22 protein-coding genes and 1 tRNA gene are annotated in these 24,374 nt (G+C 44.3%); 14 read left to right on the forward strand and 9 right to left on the reverse strand.

The features are described from left to right. Positions 1 to 41: 41 nt before the first annotated feature. The 9 genes from GDA45_03295 (at position 42) to GDA45_03335 (ending at position 7,487) form a co-directional block, all read left to right on the forward strand. Positions 42 to 923, forward strand: a complete 882-nt coding sequence (locus tag GDA45_03295) for a 4-hydroxy-tetrahydrodipicolinate synthase (GenBank protein MBC6413946.1) — start codon at positions 42 to 44, stop codon at positions 921 to 923. Continuing rightward, the gene (gene bamC / locus GDA45_03300; protein MBC6413947.1) at positions 920 to 1,972 is read left to right on the forward strand and encodes an outer membrane protein assembly factor BamC; all 1,053 of its coding nucleotides are present in this window, start codon (positions 920 to 922) and stop codon (positions 1,970 to 1,972) included. Before GDA45_03295 ends, bamC begins: the two co-directional genes overlap by 4 nt. Continuing rightward, positions 1,972 to 2,373: a hypothetical protein gene (locus tag GDA45_03305; GenBank protein ID MBC6413948.1), complete on the forward strand. Its 402-nt coding sequence runs from the start codon at positions 1,972 to 1,974 to the stop codon at positions 2,371 to 2,373. The genes bamC and GDA45_03305 overlap by 1 nt, the downstream gene beginning before the upstream one ends. A 53-nt stretch (positions 2,374 to 2,426) precedes the next feature. Continuing rightward, entirely contained in the window at positions 2,427 to 2,645 is a 219-nt protein-coding gene (locus GDA45_03310; GenBank protein ID MBC6413949.1) for a hypothetical protein, read from the forward strand. A 57-nt stretch (positions 2,646 to 2,702) separates the two neighbouring features. Beyond that, positions 2,703 to 4,115: a 3-isopropylmalate dehydratase large subunit gene (leuC, locus tag GDA45_03315; GenBank protein MBC6413950.1), complete on the forward strand. Its 1,413-nt coding sequence runs from the start codon at positions 2,703 to 2,705 to the stop codon at positions 4,113 to 4,115. After that, positions 4,115 to 4,750 (forward strand): 3-isopropylmalate dehydratase small subunit, encoded by a 636-nt coding sequence (gene leuD / locus GDA45_03320; GenBank protein ID MBC6413951.1) that lies wholly within the window; start codon positions 4,115 to 4,117, stop codon positions 4,748 to 4,750. The genes leuC and leuD overlap by 1 nt, the downstream gene beginning before the upstream one ends. 215 nt (positions 4,751 to 4,965) lie before the next feature. Next, a complete protein-coding gene (gene leuB / locus GDA45_03325) occupies positions 4,966 to 6,054 on the forward strand; it encodes a 3-isopropylmalate dehydrogenase (protein MBC6413952.1) in 1,089 nt (362 codons plus the stop codon). A 36-nt stretch (positions 6,055 to 6,090) separates the two neighbouring features. Next, positions 6,091 to 6,798 carry a metallophosphoesterase gene (locus tag GDA45_03330; GenBank protein ID MBC6413953.1) on the forward strand — a complete coding sequence of 236 codons (708 nt, stop codon included), beginning with the start codon at positions 6,091 to 6,093 and terminating at the stop codon, positions 6,796 to 6,798. A 56-nt stretch (positions 6,799 to 6,854) separates the two neighbouring features. Then, positions 6,855 to 7,487 carry a redoxin domain-containing protein gene (locus GDA45_03335; protein ID MBC6413954.1) on the forward strand — a complete coding sequence of 211 codons (633 nt, stop codon included), beginning with the start codon at positions 6,855 to 6,857 and terminating at the stop codon, positions 7,485 to 7,487. A gap of 170 nt (positions 7,488 to 7,657) precedes the next feature. Here GDA45_03335 and GDA45_03340 read toward each other — a convergent pair whose 3' ends face one another. The 7 genes from GDA45_03340 to GDA45_03370 all read right to left on the reverse strand — a co-directional run bounded on the left by GDA45_03340 (position 7,658) and on the right by GDA45_03370 (position 17,493). Then, positions 7,658 to 8,110, reverse strand: coding sequence for a helix-turn-helix domain-containing protein (locus GDA45_03340; protein MBC6413955.1), 453 nt, complete (start codon positions 8,108 to 8,110; stop codon positions 7,658 to 7,660). Then, the gene (locus tag GDA45_03345) at positions 8,094 to 8,429 is read right to left on the reverse strand and encodes a DUF4258 domain-containing protein (protein MBC6413956.1); all 336 of its coding nucleotides are present in this window, start codon (positions 8,427 to 8,429) and stop codon (positions 8,094 to 8,096) included. The genes GDA45_03340 and GDA45_03345 overlap by 17 nt, the downstream gene beginning before the upstream one ends. 86 nt (positions 8,430 to 8,515) lie before the next feature. Further along, on the reverse strand, positions 8,516 to 9,217 hold the full coding sequence (locus GDA45_03350; protein MBC6413957.1) for a M48 family metallopeptidase: 702 nt from the start codon (positions 9,215 to 9,217) through the stop codon (positions 8,516 to 8,518). A gap of 8 nt (positions 9,218 to 9,225) precedes the next feature. Further along, entirely contained in the window at positions 9,226 to 12,426 is a 3,201-nt protein-coding gene (locus GDA45_03355; GenBank protein MBC6413958.1) for a type I restriction endonuclease subunit R, read from the reverse strand. 169 nt (positions 12,427 to 12,595) lie between these two features. Then, positions 12,596 to 14,836: an AAA family ATPase gene (locus tag GDA45_03360; GenBank protein ID MBC6413959.1), complete on the reverse strand. Its 2,241-nt coding sequence runs from the start codon at positions 14,834 to 14,836 to the stop codon at positions 12,596 to 12,598. Continuing rightward, on the reverse strand, positions 14,833 to 15,936 hold the full coding sequence (locus GDA45_03365) for a restriction endonuclease subunit S (protein ID MBC6413960.1): 1,104 nt from the start codon (positions 15,934 to 15,936) through the stop codon (positions 14,833 to 14,835). Before GDA45_03365 ends, GDA45_03360 begins: the two co-directional genes overlap by 4 nt. Positions 15,937 to 15,978: 42 nt before the next feature. Then, entirely contained in the window at positions 15,979 to 17,493 is a 1,515-nt protein-coding gene (locus GDA45_03370) for a type I restriction-modification system subunit M (GenBank protein ID MBC6413961.1), read from the reverse strand. Positions 17,494 to 17,822: 329 nt separating this feature from the next. Between GDA45_03370 and GDA45_03375 the strand changes: the two genes are divergently transcribed. The 5 genes from GDA45_03375 to GDA45_03395 all read left to right on the forward strand — a co-directional run bounded on the left by GDA45_03375 (position 17,823) and on the right by GDA45_03395 (position 23,421). Then, positions 17,823 to 18,941, forward strand: a complete 1,119-nt coding sequence (locus GDA45_03375) for a hypothetical protein (protein MBC6413962.1) — start codon at positions 17,823 to 17,825, stop codon at positions 18,939 to 18,941. Positions 18,942 to 19,232: 291 nt separating this feature from the next. After that, the gene (locus GDA45_03380; protein ID MBC6413963.1) at positions 19,233 to 20,252 is read left to right on the forward strand and encodes an aspartate-semialdehyde dehydrogenase; all 1,020 of its coding nucleotides are present in this window, start codon (positions 19,233 to 19,235) and stop codon (positions 20,250 to 20,252) included. Between the two features lie 219 nt (positions 20,253 to 20,471). Next, the gene (locus GDA45_03385; GenBank protein ID MBC6413964.1) at positions 20,472 to 21,875 is read left to right on the forward strand and encodes a hypothetical protein; all 1,404 of its coding nucleotides are present in this window, start codon (positions 20,472 to 20,474) and stop codon (positions 21,873 to 21,875) included. Next, entirely contained in the window at positions 21,872 to 22,651 is a 780-nt protein-coding gene (truA, locus tag GDA45_03390) for a tRNA pseudouridine(38-40) synthase TruA (GenBank protein MBC6413965.1), read from the forward strand. The genes GDA45_03385 and truA overlap by 4 nt, the downstream gene beginning before the upstream one ends. Positions 22,652 to 23,058: 407 nt before the next feature. Continuing rightward, on the forward strand, positions 23,059 to 23,421 hold the full coding sequence (locus tag GDA45_03395) for a TusE/DsrC/DsvC family sulfur relay protein (protein ID MBC6413966.1): 363 nt from the start codon (positions 23,059 to 23,061) through the stop codon (positions 23,419 to 23,421). Positions 23,422 to 23,432: 11 nt separating this feature from the next. Here GDA45_03395 and GDA45_03400 read toward each other — a convergent pair. Further along, positions 23,433 to 23,508 (reverse strand) — tRNA-Val (locus tag GDA45_03400). Between the two features lie 34 nt (positions 23,509 to 23,542). Next, complete coding sequence (trxA, locus tag GDA45_03405; protein ID MBC6413967.1) at positions 23,543 to 23,869, reverse strand: thioredoxin; 327 nt, start codon at positions 23,867 to 23,869, stop codon at positions 23,543 to 23,545. Positions 23,870 to 24,374 lie beyond the last annotated feature (505 nt).

Here is a 24,374-nt window from a genome sequence, read left to right on the forward strand (position 1 = left end):
TGTAGTATTAATTAACAACACAAATCTATGTATTGAAAGCGATGTCGGTAAAGTTCCAAGGCAGTATGGTAGCGATTGCAACCCCTATCAAGGGTAGCTATATAGATTATCCATCTTTTGAGAATTTACTAGAGTTTCATATAGAAAACGGTAGCGACGCTATCGTAGTTGCCGGCACAACCGGTGAATCGGCAACACTTGATATCAACGAGCATCGCGAAGTATTACATTTCGCAGTGGAAGTAGTGAGACAGCGAGTAGCAGTCATCGCCGGCACTGGTGCCAATTCTACCGCAGAAGCTATAAAACTAACCGAGTTTGCCGAGCATGCCGAGGCTGATGCTTGTCTTTCGGTAACGCCTTATTACAACAAGCCTACCCAAGAAGGACTTTACCATCACTATCGCAGTATCGCCGAGGCGGTTGATATGCCGCAGATACTCTACAATGTTCCGGGGCGTACAGCGTGCGATATGCTCCCCGAAACTGTCCAACGATTGTCTGAAATTGACAATATCATTGGCATCAAAGAGACCGTATCCTTATCGCGCATGCAACAGATTAGAGATTTATGCGGTGATGATTTCGCACTCTACAGCGGTGAAGATGCACTGGCTGCAGAGGCGATATTGCAAGGGGCTGATGGCGTTATATCAGTGACCGCCAATGTAGCACCGGCATTGATGCATCGCTTGTGTGTTGCAGCACTGAACGGTGATCGCCAATCAGCCGAAGAAATAGACCAACTATTGCAACCGTTACACAAAGCTTTATTTCTTGAATCCAATCCAATCCCGGTCAAATGGGCACTAACGCAAATGGCTTTAATGACCAATGACATACGCTTGCCGCTAACTATTTTGTCTGCAACACATCGTCAAGCGGTAGCCGATGCAATGAAACACGCCGGTATAGAGTTATGAGAATAACAAGATGCGCAGCGATTATATATGGTATATGCGGCTGCTTGGCGATGGCCGGCTGTTCATCCGACGGTTCGTCCTTTATGGACGATATAGAATTCGGCTTGCCCGGCTTAGGCGAGGGAGTGTATATGGGAGAGGACAATAAAGCATTGCAAGTGCCGCCCGACTTAACCGCTTTGGATGCCTCGAAAAAAATAGGTGTGCCGGGCAGCGAGAATGTAAGTATGTCCGATATGGCTTTTGATAGCCGGGTGTTGCCCGAACGTTTAGATTTGCGCGTCCAGCGCGAAGGTGATGTGATATGGCTTTCAGTCGATGTCGATCCGGTGACCTTGTGGCCCGAGTTGCAGGGCTTTTTGCAACTCGGTGGCTTTGATGTTGTCGCAAGCGATCCAGCCGCCGGCAACATGGAAACCAGTTGGCGAGAACGACAAATCAATGTAGATCAAAAGCGACAAGGCTTAATCAGGCTACGCAATCAGCTACGGGTCAATTTGGAACGAGAACCTAACGCAGTTACCAATGTTTTCTTCTCAGTGCGCGAAGCTGGCTATATCGGCAGCGGCTGGCGAATATTGCCGCCTGATCCCTATATAGAGAGGCTGCTGTTATTTAAGTTTAAGGATTATCTCGCCCGCAATAGGGAGATAGCCAATCCGCAGATGGCATCTTTGAGCGATATAACAACACTGTTGCGCATTCGGAACGCCGAAGGTGTGGCGGTGCTTGAGATAGGGCAGTCGTTTAGCAAAGTATGGCGGCGTCTGAATGCAACGCTACGACGGTCGGACATGAATGTGCGCGCAAGTGACCGCAGTCGTGGCATTTATCTCGTCGAATACCGAGCAACACCCGCCGAGCGCAACGGATCAATAGATAGTACGCCTGCCAACCAATCTTTATTACAACTGCATGTACTCGGTAGTGGCAATCGCACCATCGTAACCGTGCACCCGAACCGAGACAATCAAAAGGTGCCATACGCCACTGCCCAACGCGTGCTACAACGAGTTGTTATGGCGTATCAACCGACTTTGAGATCTTGATGGAAGAGCATAAATGTCCCTTTCAGATGCCGCAAATTAAACAAGATTTTGCCTGCGCATTAGGTGTCGGAGTGACTCGCCGAGATGGCGCAGCCATTGCCTGCCAGTCAAACTCTGCCAGCATACGCTGCTGTGAATTGCATGCACACTTGAAGCAAGCAGGCTTGGCAGCTTATGGGGCGAGCGACGATTTATTGCGAGTACCGCAGAGCTTTTATATTAAGGTACAATATGGAGGTTTGTTAGGATTGCAGAGATTACTCGGCGACGCCCAACGGGATATTGCAGATATATCGTCGCTGGTTGCACAGTTGTACGAGCACTATGGTGCGATTGAAAATATACCCTGCGAGCAAGTGATAACCGACATTGCATCTTACAAAGTGCGGCGCAAGAAATAGAGCCATGCTGGTGAAAGGACAATTTTGATTTTGAACAAAGCAAGGAGTATAAAATGGAAGATACTTTACATCATAAAAATGACGAAACAGGCTTCATCATAGGTTGGAGATACAAATATAAGTTTGAAGCTGGCTATTATTATGACGAAGAAATGAGCTTCGGAGAGGCTAAAAAGCGTGTTGAGGAATTGCACGAAAAACATCCTGATATGACTTTTTGGCCGAAGAAAAAATCAATCACCGCAGCCTTCTATAACCCTGACGCGCACTAATCGGCATCGCCCAAGCAGGTGCAATACAGGATGGTTCAATCATAATGGGTTATCACAGTGGCTGGACTGACTTTATACGACAAACTATGGCAAGATCACCTAGTCTTTGAAGAGCCTAGTGGCGATGCTCTCATTTATATCGATAGACATTTAGTACACGAGGTCACCTCACCGCAGGCTTTTGAGGGCTTGGCATTGTCCAAACGCAACTTATGGCGTAAGGACAGCATCATCGCAGTACCTGACCACAATGTGCCGACCCGCAACCAGAACACCACCATTGCCGATCCTATTTCGCGGTTGCAACTGGAGACGCTGGCAACAAATTGCGCGACACACGGCATCCGATATTACCCACTCGGCGATATGCGCCAAGGTATCGTCCATATTATCGGACCCGAGCAGGGCGCGACCTTGCCAGGGATGACGATAGTCTGCGGTGATTCTCACACTTCCACGCACGGAGCTTTTGCAACTTTGGCGATGGGTATCGGCACCTCCGATGTCGAGCATGTGTTCGCAACCCAGTGCTTGAAGACTGCTAAGCTCAAAAATATGCGCATCAACATAGCAGGCTCGCTACCGTTGGGTATCAATGCCAAAGATTTGATATTGGCGATCATCGGCAACATCGGCACCGCCGGTGGCACTGGCTATGCAATAGAGTATAGCGGCAGTGCTATCAGTGAACTATCTATGGAAGCGCGTATGACGATTTGCAATATGACCATAGAAGCGGGCGCACGCGCTGGTCTGATTGCTTTTGACCAGTGCACTGCCGATTATTTGAAAGGTCGCCCCCTTGCCCCTAAAAATTTATTGTGGGAGCAAGCACTAGGTAGCTGGGAGACATTACATTCCGACGCTGATGCGGCGTTTGACACCGAACATACGATCAACGCAAACGATGTGCCACCGCAGGTTACTTGGGGCACCTCACCAGAGATGGTCGTCTCAGTTAACGATGCGGTGCCGAACCCTGATGAGCAGAGCGATGAGAACAAAGCAAAGAATTGGCGGCAAGCACTGGCTTATATGGATTTGCAGCCCGGCACGCTGATGCAAGACATACGACTGGATAAGATCTTTATCGGTTCGTGCACGAATTCTAGAATTGAAGATTTGCGGCTCGCTGCACGCATCGTCAACAATAAAAAACTAGCAAGCAATATCAAACAAGCGATCGTCGTCCCCGGTTCGGAGATGGTCAAACACCAAGCCGAACAAGAAGGTCTGGACACCGTCTTTACCCGTGCTGGTTTTGAATGGCGAAATCCAGGCTGCTCAATGTGTCTAGGTATGAACGACGACCGTTTGAGTCGTGGTGAACGGTGTGCGTCAACTTCTAACCGCAACTTTGAAGGCCGCCAAGGTCAAGGTGGGCGCACTCATCTGGTGAGTCCGGCGATGGCAGCAGCAGCAGCAATCAACGGGCACTTCACTGACATCCGCCACTGGAATATAGACTAATGCAAAAGTTTCAGAGCATTCAAAGCATCGTCATACCGCTGGATCGCACCAATGTTGATACCGATGCCATCATCCCCAAACAGTATCTAAAATCAGTCAAACGCAGCGGCTTAGGACCCTATCTATTTGACTATTGGCGATACCTAGACCCTGGCGATTTAACCATTGATAACGCACAAAGACGACAGAACTCAGACTGCATATTCAACGACCCACATTATAAGGACGCGCAGATTTTATTGACCGGAGCCAACTTCGGTTGCGGTTCCTCGCGTGAACACGCAGTCTGGGCAATGATCGATTACGGCTTGAAAGCAGTTATCGCCGCTGGCTTCGCCGACATCTTCTATAACAACGCAATCAAAAACGGCTTATTGCCTGTCGTGCTCAATGAACAAACTATTGCAACCTTATTTGACAACACTGCCGACCCGAATTACACCCTAACCATCAACCTAGCCGACCAAACCGTCGCCGATGCCCAGTCGCAATGGCACTTTGATATCGCTGACTTTGATAAACAATGCCTGCTGGAAGGTCTAGACCAAATTGCCCTGACCCTTAAACACGCTGACAAAATCCGTGCCTACGAACTCAAGCGCCGACAAACCACACCATGGTTGTTTGCGGAATAAGTCGCTTGGTTGCACAAAGCACGCCACCCACCATTAAACGATCGCGACAAACCTATGTGGTGAGCCACCGGCATGCGTAGCGTGTCGTCTCGCAACATCACACAGCAAAATGTTATGGTTAAAAACAGTAACAGAGTTCGGCAGGCACTGCCCATCTTACACAAGGCATGTATAATAAATCCTCTTTAACTATAGTCCTTAGGATACTGTAAATCATGGCCGATGCTAAACATATCTTATTACTGCCTGGCGACGGCATAGGTCCCGAAGTAATTGCCGAGGCCGTTAAACTCATCAAGTGTCTGCAAAGCGAAGGGCTAAACATTGCGTATAGCGAAGGATTAATCGGTGGCACAGCCTACGATGCCTGCGGCAAACCATTGCCCGACGAGACTTTGGCGGCAGCGCGGTCGTCTGATGCGATATTGATGGGCGCGGTGGGCGCCCCCCAATACGAGAAATTGCCACGCGAGGCACGCCCGGAGCAGGGGTTGTTGGCAATACGCAAAGAGCTAGGCCTGTTCGCTAATTTGAGGCCGGCGATGTTGTTTAAGCCGCTGGCAACCCGTTCTAGCTTGCGCACTGACCTGATAGAAGGGCTGGATATTTTGATAGTGCGAGAATTGACTGGCGGCATCTATTTCGGTGAACCGCGCGGCAAACATTATAACGAAGACCATCTACACGAGGCATACAACACGATGGTCTACAATGAGGATGAGATAATGCGCATTGCGCGTATGGCATACCAAGCGGCGGCGATGCGCGGTAAGCGGTTGTGCTCAGTTGACAAAGCAAATGTATTGGAAGTGTCTGAGTTGTGGCGAGAGGTCGTCGAAAGTTTAAGATCCGACTATTCCGATGTTGAACTGACCCACCTTTATGTAGACAATGCAGCGATGCAGTTGGTGCGTGAACCCAAGCAGTTTGATGTAATTGTCACCTCTAATCTATTCGGCGACATACTATCCGATTTGGCAGCGATGCTAACCGGTTCAATAGGCATGCTACCGTCGGCTTCTCTAGACAGTTCAAATAAAGGTTTGTACGAACCGGTGCACGGTTCCGCACCCGATATAGCTGGGCGCGGATGTGCCAATCCACTGGCAGCGATTTTGTCGCTTGCTATGCTACTACGCTATTCTCTGGAGATGTCCGACCCAGCAGACCGCATAGAACAAGCAGTCGCCCAAGCACTAGAAACCCATCGCACACCAGACATCGCCGCCGGCAGCAACGCAGTATCCACCGCCGAGATGGGCGATGCTGTCGTACGCTATTACAACCAAGCTGTAGCGGGCTAATGTTTGGGCAAAGCTGTCAAACTATCTGATGCCCCAATGAGAACGCTTGCTATTGGTGATATACACGGCACGCACAAGGCAATGCTACAGTGCTTTGACAGGTCTCAGTTTGATTATGAGGAGGATCAACTGATTGTGTTGGGCGATGTTTGTGATGGTTATCCGCAAGTCAAGCAATGCATAGATGAGTTATTAAAAATTAAGCATTGTCGTTTGGTCATCGGTAATCACGATATATGGGCATTGGACTGGGCGCTGAAAGGTGAGATGCCTGAAATATGGACTCGCCAAGGCGGTGCGCGAACCATCGCTTCGTATGATGGCGAACCTATGCCGAAAGCGCATATTGAGTTTTTAAGAGGCGGAGAACTTTGGATTGAACGCAACAAGCAATTCTTTGTGCACGGTGGCTTCAAGCCTGATGTGCCGCTTAACAAGCATACTGCAAAAATGTTTATTTGGGATAGAACGCTTATTGATACGGCATGGGAAAAACATACCACCAACACCGCATGCCAATTAGGCAAGTATAAAGATATATTTATCGGTCATACGACAACCGAACACTTTGAAACATTAGAACCGCTAAATGTATGCAACATCTGGGATTTAGATACCGGTGCCGGCTGGAGCGGCAAACTGACCCTTATGGATGTTGACACAAAAGAATACTGGCAGTCCGATTTAACACAGGATTTATATGGCGGATTACCCAATCAACTGGCAGCACAATGGAGTGCTTAACATAGCGACTATATGATGTACTATGATACTTTCATAAAATAGTAGGCATAAAATTAGTGGAGAAAAAATTAGTGGAGAAAAAATTGACAGAGAAAAAATTAACGAAGCGGTTCTATGCAGCGGCACGCACACTGCTCTCTAGTTGGATGAAGGCAGTCACCTTTTGCTTGTGCGTGGCAATTATATTTATCGGCACGATGCCGCCCTCGACCTCCATCACCTTATCCGACCATCCCAAAACATTACCGCCATTTCATACCCAAGAAGCGATTGACTGGCTCAATTCTCCGCCGCTACAAGTGGAAGACCTAAAAGGCAAAGTGGTACTCATTGATTTTTGGACTTACAGCTGTTGGAATTGCTATCGCTCTTTCCCGTGGCTAAACACTATGGAAGCCCGCTTCAAAGACGAGGATTTTATCGTCATTGGTGTGCACACCCCTGAGTTTGACCACGAACGAGACCGCAGTAAAGTAGCCGAAAAAATCAAAGAATTCGGATTACATCACCCCGTTGTCATAGACAACGATCACCGCTACTGGCAAGCCATGCGCAACCGCTACTGGCCGGCATTCTATGTGGTAGATAAACAAGGAAACATCCGCCACCACTATGTTGGCGAAACCCACGAAGGCAGCCAACGCGCCCGCATCATAGAACAGGCGATAAGCCAACTGCTCGCCGAGTAAGTGCATAATATCAAAACCCCAGAGCCTTATAAATCTATAGGCACCCCACCAAATTAAGTGTGCAAATTAAGTATGCAAATTAAGTGTGTGCCACCAAGATATTCGCATTAGAGCAGTGCGCCGACATAATGCATATTTGATAAGGTGCTGAAAAAACGACCTTAACTCTGTTAAGCAGTCTGGTCTAGCCTATATGTGCTGATAGATGTTCTGCTTCTAATAGCCTTTATTTGCCTAGTTCTTCTTTTGGGTGGCGTGCTGTAGACATTCCACTTTGGAACTACCAATAGAGAAAAACCTAATTGTCGTAATTTCAGTTCCACTGACTCTTTAATTGTAGTCTTACCATTTTCCATAGACTTCAGCGTTCTTTCAGCTATTTCCAGCTCCTTTGCCAATTCTTTAGGGGTATAGCCCATCTCAGTCCTCAAAAATCTTATCTCATCTCCATTGATAGATTTGGACTCTAGAATGTCCTTAGCAATTAACCAGTGTAAAGCATGTATATTAGGAATTGTTATCACCTTCTCGCCATCGTCATCAGCAAAATGCAACCCATCAATATACACATTTTTTAGCCCACACTCAGTGTAATGGTATCTTTCTTTACTCTCTGCTTTCATTTTCCCACATCACGGTTACTAGTTTAACAGCACAACGCTCTAAGCTGGGTATAATTACGATGCATATTCTTTTACCTCCAGAGTTAGGTGTGTAACCAGCAATTTTATACTTGTATAAGCCCTCATCAGATCTAGTGGTTTCATCAAGGCTTATCAGTTCAAATTTGTGTCTGAGGAGATACAGTATATCAGACATGATAATACCACGCTCGATTAAACGTTGCTTAGCATGTCTAGTCCACGTAATCCGCTCTATTCCGTTATTTCTTTGCAGAAAATCAAATAATTTTTTTTCATTTAAGGGTTTATGAGAGTACATATTATGTTGAGGGAAATAATTCTAACAAAGTCTTAATCATGCTATCAAAATTGTATTATCAACATCGGTTCTATCTGCCACTGCTCTTAAGACAGTGCCATTTCTAGTTTGTGTTTGCGGGTGAGCCAGTCGGGCATGGTTCTGTCCAGCAGGCGGTAGAATTCGTTGCTGTGATTGTGGTGTTTGAGGTGGCAGAGTTCGTGGACGATAACATATTCTATACATTCTTTGGGGGTTTTGATTAAGTCGGTGTTGAGTGTGAGTTGTCCTCTGGGAGAGAGGCTGCCCCATCTTGTTTTAAGCCATTGGATTCTGAGTTTGGGTTTTATGTGTGTCGCTTGGTCAAAGTTATTCCAGCAGTTGTCTACCATCTTGGTTAAATAGACGAAGGCGTGGCGTTGATACCATGTTGTCATCAATTTGCGTATGTAGGTTGGGTCGGACCTGATGCATTGTATATAGAAATAGCCGCTCTTTAACAGCACTTGGTCTCTGCTTGCGAGGGAAATTTTGAGGCGGTATTTTCTGCCCAAATAGAGATGACTTTCACCGCCGACATATTGTCGCGGTGGTGTTCTTGGTTCAAAGCGGTTGAAGTATGCGATTTGTTTAGTAATCCAGCGTACCCGTTTGGCAACGCGCGCACGGATAGTATCTATAGAGTAGACCGCAGGTGCTTTAACGACCACTCGCTTATCAGGATGTACCGCTATCTCCAGCGACTTTCGGTCCATTAGCAATAGTTCGTAGTTGATAACGGTTTCGCCGTAGTGTATCGTGCAAGCGATGGGCTGGGTCATGTGCTGCGTCTGCTTTCAGCGATTTTCATGACTCGGCTGATAATATCAACCACCTGTTCCCCTGGTAGCGATATGTTAAATCTTGCTTTGACATCATCGGATAGGTAGTCGTCTATATCGCTTTTGATAGAATTACAGGCATCAAAATTGCGCCAAAAATCCACTATAGTATTCTCGTTCAAAATCTTTTGAATGTACAAAGCGGTTTCTGATGCTGCCTGTTCGGCAAGTTTGTCGTCAGCCAGCCCCTTAAAATGAGATTGCATCACGCCGAAGTAAGCGCAAGCCTCGCGGTTTTCACGTATCGCTTCAGGGACATCGTCGCGGGTGTTGGAACTCACCTGATTGCGAACATCCATTGCGATTTTCAAATAGGCTGTGTCTATGATTCTCCCTTGCCTAAAATCGTCTATTGCTTGTTGAATCAACTTTGAGAACTTTTCATAAAAGGTGGGGTCTTGGTTCTTAAATTTCTCTTTAAGGGTCTTTTTCGTTGCGTGTGCAATGGCATCGGCTCTAGCTGCGGTTGACCTCACCGACTGATCGTGGATAGGGTTATCCTTCATCACCGCATTGACCGACCGCTCGTCCATTATGTCAATTGGTTCGCTTATTTGTATCACTTCCCTGTCCGCGTGTATATGCCTATCCAGAAGTTTCTCTATTCTATTTTCATAAACACCAAAGTCTATTTTTTCGGCGTAGCGCAACTGAACGGACTTGCGCAGTTTCATAAAATGCTTAAGGTCACCTCTATAACGGTCTAATTCCTGCTCATCAATCTCGGATAAAAACTTATCGCTAGATAGGGCAATGGCGAGAGTTTTGCTATATTCGGTCAGACACTCGTAAAAATCGTCGCGTTTATTTTGATCAGCAAGCAGTCTCTCAAATGCTTCGTTATCATTTTTGTTTGTTATTTCTTTGAAAATATCCCACAAAGCGGCATGCGCTACCGGCAACTTATCTATTTCTTCTCTGATAGAAATCAGTGCCTTGGCAATATCCTCCTCGTCAAAGTCCTTAAAAGCATCATACATTATTAATGCTTTATCCAGTTCCGCCAATACTCTATCGTAGTCAACGATATAGCCATGGTCTTTGCCTTCATAGATGCGATTGACGCGAGCGATGGCTTGTAGCAAGCTATGTTCTCTTAAGTTCTTGCATAAATAAAGCACCGTGTTCCTAGGTGCATCAAAACCGGTTAAGAGTTTATCCACCACGATGATAATTTCCGGTTCTCTCTCGTATTTGAATTGGTCAATAATTTGCTTTTCGTATTCCTGAGGCGTGCCGTACTGATTCATCATTCTTCTCCAAAATCTGACGACTTCAGCGGTTGAGTCATCATCTATTTTTTGATGACCCTCGCGCGTATCTGGCGACGAGATAACCACTTCCGAACTAACACATCCTATATCCTCTAATGCGTGGTGATATCTAATGGCTGTGAGCTTGTCGGGTGCGACCAGCTGGGCTTTGAACTCAGTGTCCTGCCAGTTTTCCCTAAAATGCATACTAATATCCCACGCACGCGCATAGATCACTTGCTCCGTTTTATTGAGCATCCGCGCACGCGCATATTTTCTCTTCAAATCGGCTTTCTGTTCATCCGATAGATCATCGGTGTGCCTCTCAAACCACAAGTCAATGTCCGCTTGGTCTTGTTTTATTCCAACATGCCTGGCTTCGTATAGTAGCGACACAATAGTTTTATCTTTCACTGCTTGTTCAATGGGATAACTTGGTTCTATCAAGCGGCCGAATTTGCGAAAACTGTCTTTGTCTTTTTTCATCAGCGGAGTGCCGGTGAAACCAATATAACACGCATTAGGTAGCATCTTCCTCATTTTCGCAGCAAAGAAGGCAAAGTTTGTGCGATGGCTTTCATCCACCAACACAAACAGATTGGTATCGTCGTCAACATAATCCTGTGCCTTTAATGCCGTATTAAATTTATGTATGACGGTGGTAATAATCGGTGTTTTTGCTTTGAGAAGGGTCGTTAAATTTTTACCCGTAGTTGCTCGTGTTCTTTCCAGACCACATTGCTTAAATGTATTTCCCAGCTGCTCATCCAAATCGGTCCTGTCGGTGACCAGTAAAATCCGCGGATTGCTAATTTCTGTATCTGATATCAATGCTCTCACCATCATCACCATAGTCAACGACTTGCCTGAGCCTTGTGTGTGCCATACGATGCCGCCTTCACGACGGTTGCCATCGTATTGCTTGACTCGCTTTAAGGCATTGTGCACCACGAAAAATTGCTGATAGCGGGCAATTTTTTTAGCACCGTGTTCAAAGATAGTAAAACGATAGGTCAGGTCTAGAAGCCGCTCAGGTCGGCATAAACTATAAATCGCCTTGTCCTGTTCAGTGAGTTGCCTGCCACCCTGGGCGTCTATCTCGTCAAAGTGTTGACGACACTGTGCAAACTCATCAGTAAACAAAACCTCCTTTTGTGCGGCAGACAAAGGTTGATTGACCAACGCTTGGATATCGTCATCTTTGTCTTCGAGCTCTTGCCATACACTCCAAAATTTTTCCGAAGTACCGGCGGTTGCATATTCCGCCTCATTTTTATTGACCGCTAAAACAAGTTGCGCATAAGCAAATAGATTGGGAATATAATCCGTACCTTGATTGCGGATATGTTGAGAAATCGCTTCCTCTACTTCAACCTCAGGCGATTTACACTCAATTACACACAAAGGAATACCGTTGATAAACAGCACAATATCAGGTCTTGCATGCGCATTTGAATGTGCACGCTCAACCGCAAACTCAGGCAACGCATGAAACACATTGTTGGTTATATCCTTCCAGTCAATGTAGTTTAAGTCAAAACTTCGCGTATTATTCTCCACCGTCTGCGTCAAAGATACCGGCAATGTAATGTAGTCATAAATAGCTTCCTGTGTTTTACCTCGCCCGTCACGCCGCACACCCTTAAATTTCTGCACAGCCTCTTGAATGTTCGCCTCCGAGAACAGATACTCTCGCCCCTGATAGTGGATACGATTAATCTTGTGCAGCTGTTCAGTTAAGATACTCTCCAATAACACATTGCCCGTACTGCCGCCACGCACCGCCAACGCCGCAGCAGGCGGCAACACCTGATAACCCAGTTTCGCCAACAACTGCAACGCCGGAATCTGCGACGATCGCAACTCATCAATTTTTAACGACATAACATAACCCTATACTGATACTGAACAACTATAATCAAAACCTTTGATAACCCCATACTACTGTGTGCCATAGTCGTCCGTAACCAGTGCCATTGCCTCCTTCAGTAACTTTCTCTGCGAGACTGGTCCCCCCTTTTAGTATTAACTAATGCGGTTATCATCGTATAGTTCAGGATTTCTTTCTCATATATTTTTCATAATGTTCTTTATAGCCAGTTTCTATAAAAACTTGCCTAAATGCTTCTCTAAATACGTCAGTATCTATTTCTCTATTATCGCAAATATTCGTAGCATCAGAGTGTGCTTCTCTATTCATGTATCGGCAAAATGCTCCGTATTTTTTTGAATCCATAGATTCCAGTATTTTGTGTAGTTTCTTTTTCTCACAGAGGAAGAACGCGAAAAAATACTCAAGTATGTTCCTCATACTAATCGCCAATAAGGCACTGGTTACTTTTTCTGAAGAATCTTTAATTATCTGCCAATATGATTGGTATTCATTTTGTATGTCATTTTCGTCTATGGGTTCAATGAGGGATCCTTGCTTACCTTTTATAACTCTAAAATAGTCTATTGCATTGCTTTCGTTTATCTTTAGTTCATGGAAAAAATATAAACTGTGAGTCAATATAAATAATTGGTAGTTCTTTCCATCAGTGTTGTTCTTTCTATAAAATTTTTCCTTGATAAGCATAGCTACATTGTATATATGTATGTGAGATAAGCTGGATATAGGGTCATCAATAACAATTATTTTATTTTTATCTACCTCATCTGGTTTCTCCCTTCCTAGACATAATTCTATAAAATAAAGAAAGCTAATTATCATTTTTTCACCCTCGCTTAAAGTCTTAAAAGCATTTTTATTTTGTCCGTTTCGGACAACCCTGTAATGTTCTTTTTTTTGTTCATGTTTCTCAATCTTGAAACCTTCCATGTTGAGTTCACGGAGCCTATTGTTTATACTAAAAATAGCATCTTCTATATTCAATGTATAGCGCTGTGCCTCCTGAATAATTTCATTCTGCTTGCCAACTTCCTTTTTTGATTCCTTTATACTGGCTTCCGTTTTCCCTATCTTATTCTTTATCTCGCCTGTATCTTCTTGGTATCTGGTTATCGTTTGATCATAGTCGCAGCGCATTATTTGCCAAAATATATTCTTAATATCTTCTTTAGTTTGCGCTATGTTCTGAATTTGTAGATTATGCTTATCTATATCTTGATTTATTAGGTTTATCGCTTGGTTTAATTTCTCTATATTTCCCTGGGTGCTTTGTAATTCCATCCTTTGGCTTGGGGTATTAATTTTATTTTCAATTTTTTGTAAATTGGCGTCTATTTTTCTTAATAGATTTGCATGTAGGCTATTAAAATCAGTTTTATTTGTAGCATCTTTTTGTATATAGGTATTGTCATCAAACTCTCCTTTGAGGCTGTTAGCTCTATTTTTACTTTCGTTGTATCGTTCTCTTAATTGCCTTAAGTTTTTTAGTTGTTGTTCATAAGTCTCATCAAAATAATTCTTTATCTCGTTGGCTAATTCTTTACTGATAGTTTTCTCCTGACAAAAAGGACATTGCTCATTTTCTGTTATATCGTCAGGTTCATTTATATAACAGACACCCTGACGCACCCAATCGGAATTATTTAACTGTGTAATTAATTCTTTTATCTGGCTATCTTGGTTACCTGTAATAGGTTCTTGAAAAATAGTATTTCTTTCAATAGCTGCGAAGTCTTTTGGTTCCATGCTATTGAGTGGCTTAATAGTTTGCCCATCTTGCAATGCCTGAGCTTCCTTTTCAAGGTCTTCTACAGTTTTACTAGGTTTTGTTTCAGGTTTAGAGATATTTATAATATGCTTAAATAGTTTTTTCTTATCTCCTTTAAAGCCTGCTACACAAAAATCTAAAGGCCTATCTTTTCCAGAATAATTCGTAATTATCTCCCAGATTTTGTCACGAGCTGCTACCTTAAAATTAGCTTCTTCGGTTTCTAAATCTTTCTTTAGAGCTTCTTGATTACTCAAACGTTTTTGAAGTTCTTCCTTTTCCTTTTTAGCTTTTTCAATTTCTTTTTCAGCTGCTTTATTTTGTGAAGACAAAGTAAAAATACCCTTTTGTGATCCTTCTATGCTTTGAAAAATATCTTCAATAAAATTTTGGTTATAGACTAATATCTTTTCTCCATCCTCAAAACCTTCTATAGAGCAGTCACCATAATCTATATCAGGTGGGTTTTTACTTTCATCTCTATTATTTGCTTCATACCTAAGATAATCAGATAAGATCGACTTTCCAGTACCATTAAGTCCATAAAAAAGGTTAATATCCTTGTTTGTTTTTATAGGTTCAGGGTTCTCATCCTTATAAGTTGCTACATTTTTCAGTGTGATTTTTTTAATCATATTAGCCTCCATTTGGCGGTGAGTAGTTTTTGCATTAAGCCGCGTTTTTGTATGCGGTATCGTTCTGTTAATTGTTTCAGTAAAGTAATTTCTTGTTGGGCGGTATTGAGAATTTGAGTAATGGCTTTTTGCTTTTTGATATCGGGCAAGGCAATCGGAATAATACTCAAACTATCAAAGCTGACTGTTTTCCTGACGCTGCCTTGTTCGCTATTTTTAATTCGCTGCTTGGCTTCGTCGGATGATAGCCAATATAAAAAGTAATCATTCTCAATTTTCTCTGGGTTCAATTTGAAAACTGTATACATCGGGCTTATTATTCCGTTATGCCAATTATCTAACCTGGCTATTGAACCGACATTAATACGGGCTGGATTGTATGCATATTGACTGCGTTTAACAATTTTGTAGTTAGAAACATTGCTACTAGCAACTCGTCTTTCAAATTGTTCTTCAGGTAGCACAAAACCACTATGATTAGTAACGCTTAGGACACGGTCTAGCTGATTATCTTTGTTGCGTATTGATACTTCCTCAATAAAGTTTAGTAAACGGGTCATTTTATGATCGGATTTGTTGATTAGAGAATTTACCAACCACTCAAACTGTTTTTTTTTTGCGGCGATTAGGGCTTCGGTTTTTTCAATCGCTGTGTCCCATGTTTCTAATAGAGAGGCGATGGCTTTTTGTTCGGCGAGAGGGGGTATTTTTATATCTTGTGCGTACGCAATATTTCTATTCAAACCAGGCACCGCAGAATCTGAATTTAAACTATTTAACCCAAGATTCTTGAGCAAATAGTAAAGAAAATGTAAATCACATTTTGTGTTTCGTTCTGAGATATAAAAAGTAGTATCAATAGGGAAAAATGATATGTCACTCTTATAAACGGAGCCTGCTGTTCCTTTTCTACCAATAATGATTCCCGGCTCTTTTACTAATGGTTCATTATGCTTTCCAATTAATCCAGCAGAACTAAACACTGGTACATCACCTAAAATCCTCCTCTGCTTTGGCAATGATTGGCCATAATTAAAAACTGCCACTTCACCCAGTCTCATTTCTTGCCATCCTTTTGGTAATATTTGTTTTTTCATCATCTCTCACCAATCTGTAAATACATCACCTGTACATGCGCAGATTCATCTATCAATCCCTTTCAGTAGTTCTCTCATCTTTGTTCGCACTGCACTCAGTTCATTTTCCATTGTGTCTATTTCATTTTGCACCGCATCAATATCTATTTCTTCCTCTTCTTCAAAGGTGTCTACATAGCGGGGGATGTTCAGGTTAAAGTCATTTTTTTTGATTGCGTCCAAGTCAGCTAGGTAGGCATATTTATCAACCTTTCGGCGGGCTTCGTAGGTTTTCAGTATCTTGTCTATGTGTGCATCCAGCAGGCTGTTTTGGTTCTTACCGGCTTGATAGTCGCGGCTGGCATCTATGAATAAGACATCTTTGCGGTGTTGATTTTTGCCGTATTTTTCCCGCGACCTATCAAAGATAAGGATAGCAACTGGAATAGATGTGGTTGGAAAGAGATTTTTTGGCAAGCCGATAACTGCGTCCAGCAGGTTGTCTTCTATCAGTTTGGTGCGAATGCGTCCTTCAGATGCGCCGCGAAATAAAACACCGTGTGGCACAACGACTACAACTCGGCCTTTTTTCTCTGTAGCTGCTTCAATCATATGACTGATGAACGCATAATCGCCTTTTGACTTGGGTGGTATACCCCGCCAGAAGCGATTGTAGGGATCGTTCGCAGCATCTTCAGCACCCCATTTTTTCATAGAAAAAGGTGGGTTAGCAACGATGTTGTCAAACTTCATTAGACGATTTTTATCTACCAGATTGGGATCCTTGAGAGTGTCGCACCACTCTATTCTTGCTGAGCTTTTGCTGTGCAGAAACATGTTCATACGACACAACGCCCAAGTGATAATGTTTGATTCCATGCCGTAGAGTGCATAGTCAGGGCTTGCGACTACCTTTGCTGCTTCAATCAGCAGTCCGCCCGACCCACAGGCCGGGTCACAGATGCGCGCACCGGCACTCGGCTTGCACAGCTTGGCAACGAGTTCGGATACTTTGTGTGGTGTGTAGAACTCTCCCGCTTTCTTGCCGGCATCTGAGGCAAAGCGTTCTATTAAATAGATATAGGTATTGCCGATGACATCTTCCGAGACCCGAGGTGGGCGCATATCCAACTGGGGTTTGTTGAAATCCTCCAGCAGTGTTTTCAGTCGCCGATTTTTATCCTTAGCCTCACCAAGATAGGTTTCGGAATTAAAGTCTATTTTGCGTAATACGCCTCCCAACTTTTCTTTGTTTTTGATCTCAATGGCACCCAATGCCTGATTGATAATATCACCGATATTTGGTTCGTTGCGCTGATTATATAAATCGTAAAAACTTGACCCTTTGGGCAAAACACACCATTTTAGCTTTAGCTTGCGGAGAATACGCGCATCATCGTCGCCGTACTGTTGCTTATAGGCATCATAGTGGTATTGCCATACATCGGAGATATATTTGACAAATAATATCACCAGAATATAGTCCTTGTAGTTGGCTGCGTCTACTACGCCGCGGAAAGTGTCGCAAGCCGACCACGCCGCATTGTTGATGTCTTGCTGTTTAATAGTCGTTTGTTCCATTGTTATTGCCTTATTAGTAGTTTATCTCTTATCTCTTGGTGGATGCGGGTCATTGCCGTAGCTATTTCCATCTCTGATTTTTCCGTTCTAATGTATAGTAATCGGCAATACACTTTTGCTTTTCTTGATACGGGATGATTGCTTGTAGTTTCGCCAATGTTCGTTTGCTTATCATTTTAACTACCGATCCTTCGGAACGCATGCGGAAATATGCCTGCAATACCGATCGCTGTACTCCTCAATAAGAGCAACCCTCTCTATCAGTATCATTATATATAATGTAAGAAAACTTGGATAGGTTCAAAAATTAAAACCATTGGAGGTGAACCATGCAAAAAGATATGCACTTTTGGGGTACCTATGTTATCACTAGAGCGGCGGGAGTTCCGATGAACGACGCCCATACCATTGCTTATGCTGCTCAATATGTAGACGATTCCACCCAGCAAGATAGCGAACAACATGAAGACGGTGGGTTGCTCTACGGTATTGCAACTGCGCATCATGCTTTGAAAAGTGCGGCAAACAGTGTTATTGATCGCGAAGCGCAACGCCGAGTATGGGTGCCGTTTCATTTTATACCGGGTGGCATGGGCAAAACTTTAGCAGAGAAATTACTCTGCGTTAAAGATAGCGAAATCGCCCAAGAGATGATCACGCACCATATTGCTAAGGCAAAAGAAAAAACCTTTGCACTAGAACTTATCGGCATTGCTGCCCATGTCTATATGGATACATTCTCTCACTATGGATTCTCTGGGATTAGTTCCGAATACAACGCGGTAAAGGCGGACTCTTTTAAGTTTTTTAATGTTGAATCAGGGTCGCGGATAGAAAAGTACATTAAAGGTAAACACAGTGCCTTTGTTGAAAAGTACAAAGAACAAATAGAACAAGTGCATAATTTTTTCGCGGGGATAAAAAGTTCTGTAGCGGAAGCAGGTTCTGGTGCTTTAGGACATGCGGGCGTTGTCACCTATCCCGACCGACCTTTTTTACACTGGCAAGTTGAGTTTGAGCGTGCGCGTGCTGATAAATTATCTAATCGCAATAATCCGCAAACCTATCTTGAAGGGTGCGAAAAATTGCACGGCTACTTAAGTGAATTTGCACGAGAGAGATACGAACAACCAGAGATTGTGCCGTTTGAAAATATCAAAGGCGAGGTAGAAAAGATTATCCAATTTCAAGGTGCTAAGGAAGAGCGCATAGATAAATGGAAGCAGGCGATTACTGAAAGGACCGTATATGCTCCTGAAGAGGGTGAAGCGAAAGAAACCAAATATGAAGCGAGTCTGTGGGAGGAGGAGAAAGAAGGATTTCATAATGCCACATCATCTAGCGAGGGTATTGACACGAATGTCTACCGTTTTCATCAGGCAGCCGCCTTTCACCGCTATTATGTCTTAAAGGATCTCTTGCCCAAGCATAATATTGCTGTTTACTAGACTTGCAGTCGATCGTCCACTATCGACTAAGGGCACCCTCACTTTAATCTAAACAGCACAATTTTCTGGTTAAGACAAAAAAGTAGCAGCAATATTCTTGCCAACGAATTTCTCCAATTTTTGTCCTTATGCGATAATACCTTGATTTTGTGAGGAAGCCATTGGTTGGTTTTATCTCGCAAACTGAAAAATATAAGGATGGCTGATGGTGTAATGTGGGGATATCCGCTGGCAAGTGCTTAAGGTCTCCTTGCGCGTCGCTCAATTAACATTTACGCATTGTATATCTAGATGAAAAAAGTCAATATAGCAGTTGTCGGTGCCACTGGGGCAGTCGGTGAGGTCATGCTTGAGGTTCTGCAGCAGCGGGATTTCCCAGTAGATGAGTTGTATCCGCTTGCGAGCAGGCGGTCGGCGGGTGGTGTTGTGCGGTTTAGGGGGCAGGATTGCGAGATTGGTCTGCTGGATGATTTTGATTTTGCGCGCACGAGTATTGCACTGTTTTCAGCAGGTGCTTCAGTGTCAGATGTTTATGCGCCGCGCGCAGCAGATGCGGGTAATGTTGTAATAGATAATACTTCGCGTTTTCGCAACGAGGCAGATATTCCGCTGGTGGTGCCAGAGGTTAATGCGCATGCGGCAGCAGATTATGCGCCGCGGCGGATTATTGCTAATCCGAATTGTTCGACGATACAGATGGTGGTGGTGTTGAAGCCGCTGCACGATTTGTTCGATATCAGCCGAGTGAATGTTGCTACTTATCAGGCGGTTTCGGGCGGCGGGCGGCGTGCACAGGATGAGATGTTGGCACAAACTCGTATGCAGTTGGATGGTGAGGTGGTGCAGACTGAAGTTTATCCGAAGCAGATTGCGTTCAATGCGTTGCCACAGATAGATTGTTTTATGGACAACGGCTATACACGGGAAGAGATGAAGATGGTTTGGGAGACGCAAAAGATTTTGGGGGATGAGCAGATTAAGGTGAATCCCACGACCGTGCGTATCCCAGTGGTGAACGGACATTCGGAAGCAATACATATAGAGTTCAAGCAACAGGTAGATGAGGTCGCCGCTCGTGAGGCATTGGAGAAAGCGCCTGGCATTAAGGTGTTGGATGAGCGTGTCGCAGGCGGGTATCCAACAGCTGTAACCGAAGCGGATCATCAGGATGCGGTTTGGGTTGGGCGTATACGTAAGGATATTTCCCATCCCAATGGGCTCAATGTATGGGTGGTGGCAGATAATTTACGCAAAGGTGCGGCGACCAACAGTGTACAAATCGCCGAGTTGATGTTGCGGGAGTATTTGTAAAGAGAGTTGTTGCGGTTGGTTTTCATGCTCTGATGATGATACGCAACAGCATGCGGTTATCGCGCGATGTTTAATATAGATATAGGGTTGACTAAAATTTTATGGTATGCCTCTGGTGTGCAACGGCTTATGGGGTGTGCGTATAGGTGTCTATTTAGCAGCGCTGTTAAGGTTGCTTATAAAGCAGACTGTTTATGTTACTTTAACAAACGGCGCCTGATGAGGTCTGAAAGTGACTGCATAGGGACACCTCTATGGTTTGCAATGGCACTAGGCAAGGACAATCACACTGGGTTGTCCTTGCGGTGGTCGATGTTGTGGCTGGTGTTGAGTTGTTTTGCGGTGAGTTCGGCAGTGGCGTTGGAGTTGGGCGACCTATCAGTTGACAGCGAGGTCGAGCAGATATTGGATGCCAAGGTCACGCTAGGCGATGTAGCACGCGAGAACTTAGCAAATTGGTATGTGTTACCTACGGATGAGAACGATTATCAGGCGCAAGGGCTTGAGTATCTAAAGAGTTTGCACGACCGCTTGGTGATGGAGATAGTAACATCGGCAAATCCACCTTATATTGCGGTTAGCAGTCTTGTGTCCATCGGACTTGATAGTTTTGATTTAATCGTTCGCATCGGCGACGGCGATAAGATATTGAGTAATACTTATCGGCCAATATTAAAAGAGCCATCGGCACCGCTGCCTGAAATAATCAAAGCGATGACACCTGCTGAGATGTTGAATTATTTGGTGAATAAGCTCGCTACCGCGCAAAACATCCCTGCTGGAGAAGTATGGGGTGAGTTGCAATTATTGACGACTGCCACTGATCCGGATGGCGAATACAAGTTCATGTCGTATCTAAGTTCAGTCAATGTAGACCCGCGCTTTTTAGCTGGTGTAGAAGCAATGCTCAGCGATTATCAAAAGACTGTTTTTGATAAGGCTCGTGCTGAGTCGGGTGATGCTCGTGCAGTCGCTACGATATTATTCGCTCAGCAAGGCTTTCTGATATTAAAGGCATTATTTGGCAAAGCGACTGAGTCTTCACTAGAAGAAGGTGAGACCAGGAGCGAGCAATTAGACTTTGCCCGTGAAAATGCGGCAATATTGCAAAACAAACTTTTTGCGCTTGAGTATGCTAAAGCGCAGCAAGATGCGGCAGCACAGCAAGGACAAGCCGATACGGCGGTTGGTCAAGATAAAAAGTTTCGTTGGTCGGATTATCTGCAGTGGGGAGAGCAGCCGTTGATGACGAACGCTAAATTTTGGATGGTTGTGGCAATGTTCTTAGTTGTACTGCTATTGCTGGAGAGCCTATGGTTACTTAAGAAGCGAAAGGCACTGCCTATTCGGCAAGCGAGCAATGTCGGTCGTATGGGTGCACCGTTGCCGGGGCAAGAGAAATTAGCAAAACTGCGCTCTCCACGAGAGTATGTAGAGCCGCCGAATAATTTGCCCAAAGTCACAGCCGATAAGACTATTGGCAAGCTCAACCAAGCCGAAGCCTATATAGAAATGGGTGACTACGACAAAGCAAGCCGTCTACTCAAGGAAGTAGAGCGACAAAGCGAGGATGCCGAGCAACTAGCACGTCTGGGTAGCTTACGAGATAAAATGAAAAAATGAAGTTTGCTGCTGGCATTGAGTATAAAGGCACCGCCTTTGACGGATGGCAGTGCCAATCGCACGCGCCCAGTGTGCAAGATTGTTTGGAGCGAGCTTTAACGAAAGTGGCGAATAGTCCGGTGCGCACCGTGTGTGCTGGACGCACTGATAGCGGAGTGCATGCCACCGGACAAGTTGTTCATTTTGAAAGCGATGCGCAGCGCAGTGAGCGAGAATGGCTACAAGGTTGCAACGCGCATACCACTAAAGATATTGGTTTGCGATGGATGAGTGTGGTGGATGCGAGCTTTGATGCGCGCAGAAGTGCAATCCGCCGGCATTACCGATATGTCATTTTGAATAGCCTTCTGCAGTCGCCTTTGTTGCACGATCTAAGCACACATATATATAAGCCACTGAGCGAACAAACGATGCATCAAGCCGCACAAGCACTAGTTGGCGAACACGATTTCAGTAGCTTTCGCAGTGCCGGCTGTCAATCTAAGACGCCGGTTAGGCAGGTCTATGCGATAACGGTGTGCCGAGATGGACGATTTATTTATATAGATGTTTGTGCCAATGCCTTCGTTCAATATATGGTGCGCAATATCGTCGGTGTGTTGTTGGAGGTCGGCGCCGGTTCCCAGCCTGAGCACTGGGTCGCCGATGTATTGGAGAAAAGAGACCGAACACAAGGCGGCGTGACCGCATCAAGCAACGGGTTATATCTGGTGAAGGTAGAATACGATACTCGTTATGGTTTGCCCGACGATACGGTGTATCCAAGTTTTTATTAAAGAGTAGGATAAATCGTAGGGGCGGTTCTGCGTGCCACTAAATTGTAGAAGCGGCCGGTGATTTTCACACGACTACAGTAATGTGCCGTTTGTTGTAATTGCACAAATGATTTGCTTGTGTATAGCCTTAGCAGTGTTGTTGAATACATAAATCTACGAGCGTAATATCCGCTGTTTTATGTGCAGGCACGCTAACAATTTTAGTAGCAAGTTCAGTGCACTGTTAGCCACTCAGAAGCATACCCAACAACCCGCCGCCACGCATTAAGATACACATAAAAGGTTCGCAAGATGTCGCCTATTCCTTGCTGATTATTGGCGATTATTGTATATAATAGATGTCGCACTACAACAGTAGGCAATACAATAACTTAATTTATTTGATAATTTTTAGATAGGAGAATGAAATGTCGGAAGCAGACGAATCAAAGACTCTAACTGTGAAAGGTAGGGAAATTAAGAGAGATAAAAACGGTTATCTGTTAAACCCCTTGGACTGGAGCCAGGAAGTGGCAGACGAGATGGCTCAACAAGAAGGCTTAAAAATAACCCCCCAACACATGGATATCATCGTACATTTGCGCGATCGGTTCTTCAATTTTAACGAAGAGCAGCCTAACACTCGTAAGATAGTCAAAGCCATGCAAGAACAATGGGACAACAGCGATCTTTCGGCTAAAGAACTTTATGCTCTTTTCCCTAAAGATCCAAGTAAGCAAGGAGCACGCTTTGCAGGATTACCTGAAAGTCGCCGCAAAGGTGGCTATTGATTAGTTGCTAATGGTAGGCGCGATTGGATTTGAACCAACGACCCCCACTATGTGAAAGTGGTGCTCTAACCACTGAGCTACGCGCCTACGGTACACAAAGCAAAGCGATACTTTAATTTGCCTAGATATTCTGGTCTATAAAAGCAGTTAACTGAGAGAGTGTTAGCATACCCACCTTGGTATCTTTGACCTCACCACCCTTAAACAGAATCAAAGTAGGTATGCCCTTAATACTGTATTTAGACGCTGTCTCTTTATTATGATCAACATCGAGCTTGACTACCTTAATTTGTCCTGCATATTCTTTGGCAACTTGTTCAATCAAAGGTGCGATTGCCTTGCAGGGCCCACACCATTCTGCCCAAAAGTCTACTATAACGGGCATATCTGAATCTAATACATGTTCTTGAAAATTACTGTCGTTTGCAGCGATCATATGGTTATCCATTATTTATTTACCGGTTGATTATTAAAATACCCCGTAGCCTCAGCAAAGCATTGAAACTACAGGCTCAATTATCACAGACTATCTGCTTTTACATAGCAATCTGCGAAGTAAGGTGTCTAATATACTTGCATAAGCAGGCTATGTCCAGTTTTTAGCGAATGCGTGTCAAACCAAAGCACAGATGTCCGCCTTTGCTCACAGCAGAAATGTCCTATTTGCATAGGATAGTTTTAGGATAGTTCTAGGAGAGTTTGGGCGTCTTGGTGCGATGGCAATGATGGCTGTTCTTGATAGGGTATAGGCTAACTTTTCCCCTTAAGCGAGTTGAAAATGCTCTAGGGTCATCAAAAGCACATTTCTGTTTGGCAGAAATAGGACTTTACTACTTTTGTCCCTACAGGTATATTTAATTTTACGCACAGCTTATCTGCTATCTTGTTATAATGCCTATCATACATATAACTAACAAAGGACAATTACAAGGAGAATGTCCTCTTTGGGTTGG

The sequence above is a fragment of the Chromatiales bacterium genome, from assembly GCA_014323925.1.
Classification (GTDB): domain Bacteria; phylum Pseudomonadota; class Gammaproteobacteria; order Poriferisulfidales; family Oxydemutatoraceae; genus SP5GCR1.

Bases quoted from the DNA above. Each gene is read 5' to 3' on its own strand.
- GDA45_03365 (MBC6413960.1), bottom strand. From the start codon at position 15,936: ATGATGAAAAAACAAATATTACCAAAAGGATGGCAAGAAATGAGACTG.
- truA (MBC6413965.1), top strand. From the start codon at position 21,872: ATGAAGTTTGCTGCTGGCATTGAGTATAAAGGCACCGCCTTTGACGGA.
- bamC (MBC6413947.1), top strand. From the start codon at position 920: ATGAGAATAACAAGATGCGCAGCGATTATATATGGTATATGCGGCTGC.
- GDA45_03305 (MBC6413948.1), top strand. From the start codon at position 1,972: ATGGAAGAGCATAAATGTCCCTTTCAGATGCCGCAAATTAAACAAGAT.
- leuB (MBC6413952.1), top strand. From the start codon at position 4,966: ATGGCCGATGCTAAACATATCTTATTACTGCCTGGCGACGGCATAGGT.
- leuD (MBC6413951.1), top strand. From the start codon at position 4,115: ATGCAAAAGTTTCAGAGCATTCAAAGCATCGTCATACCGCTGGATCGC.
- GDA45_03330 (MBC6413953.1), top strand. From the start codon at position 6,091: ATGAGAACGCTTGCTATTGGTGATATACACGGCACGCACAAGGCAATG.
- GDA45_03355 (MBC6413958.1), bottom strand. From the start codon at position 12,426: ATGTCGTTAAAAATTGATGAGTTGCGATCGTCGCAGATTCCGGCGTTG.
- trxA (MBC6413967.1), bottom strand. From the start codon at position 23,869: ATGGATAACCATATGATCGCTGCAAACGACAGTAATTTTCAAGAACAT.
- GDA45_03345 (MBC6413956.1), bottom strand. From the start codon at position 8,429: ATGTACTCTCATAAACCCTTAAATGAAAAAAAATTATTTGATTTTCTG.
- GDA45_03360 (MBC6413959.1), bottom strand. From the start codon at position 14,836: ATGATTAAAAAAATCACACTGAAAAATGTAGCAACTTATAAGGATGAG.
- GDA45_03375 (MBC6413962.1), top strand. From the start codon at position 17,823: ATGCAAAAAGATATGCACTTTTGGGGTACCTATGTTATCACTAGAGCG.
- GDA45_03395 (MBC6413966.1), top strand. From the start codon at position 23,059: ATGTCGGAAGCAGACGAATCAAAGACTCTAACTGTGAAAGGTAGGGAA.
- GDA45_03385 (MBC6413964.1), top strand. From the start codon at position 20,472: ATGAGGTCTGAAAGTGACTGCATAGGGACACCTCTATGGTTTGCAATG.
- GDA45_03310 (MBC6413949.1), top strand. From the start codon at position 2,427: ATGGAAGATACTTTACATCATAAAAATGACGAAACAGGCTTCATCATA.
- GDA45_03295 (MBC6413946.1), top strand. From the start codon at position 42: ATGTCGGTAAAGTTCCAAGGCAGTATGGTAGCGATTGCAACCCCTATC.
- GDA45_03340 (MBC6413955.1), bottom strand. From the start codon at position 8,110: ATGAAAGCAGAGAGTAAAGAAAGATACCATTACACTGAGTGTGGGCTA.
- GDA45_03370 (MBC6413961.1), bottom strand. From the start codon at position 17,493: ATGGAACAAACGACTATTAAACAGCAAGACATCAACAATGCGGCGTGG.
- GDA45_03380 (MBC6413963.1), top strand. From the start codon at position 19,233: ATGAAAAAAGTCAATATAGCAGTTGTCGGTGCCACTGGGGCAGTCGGT.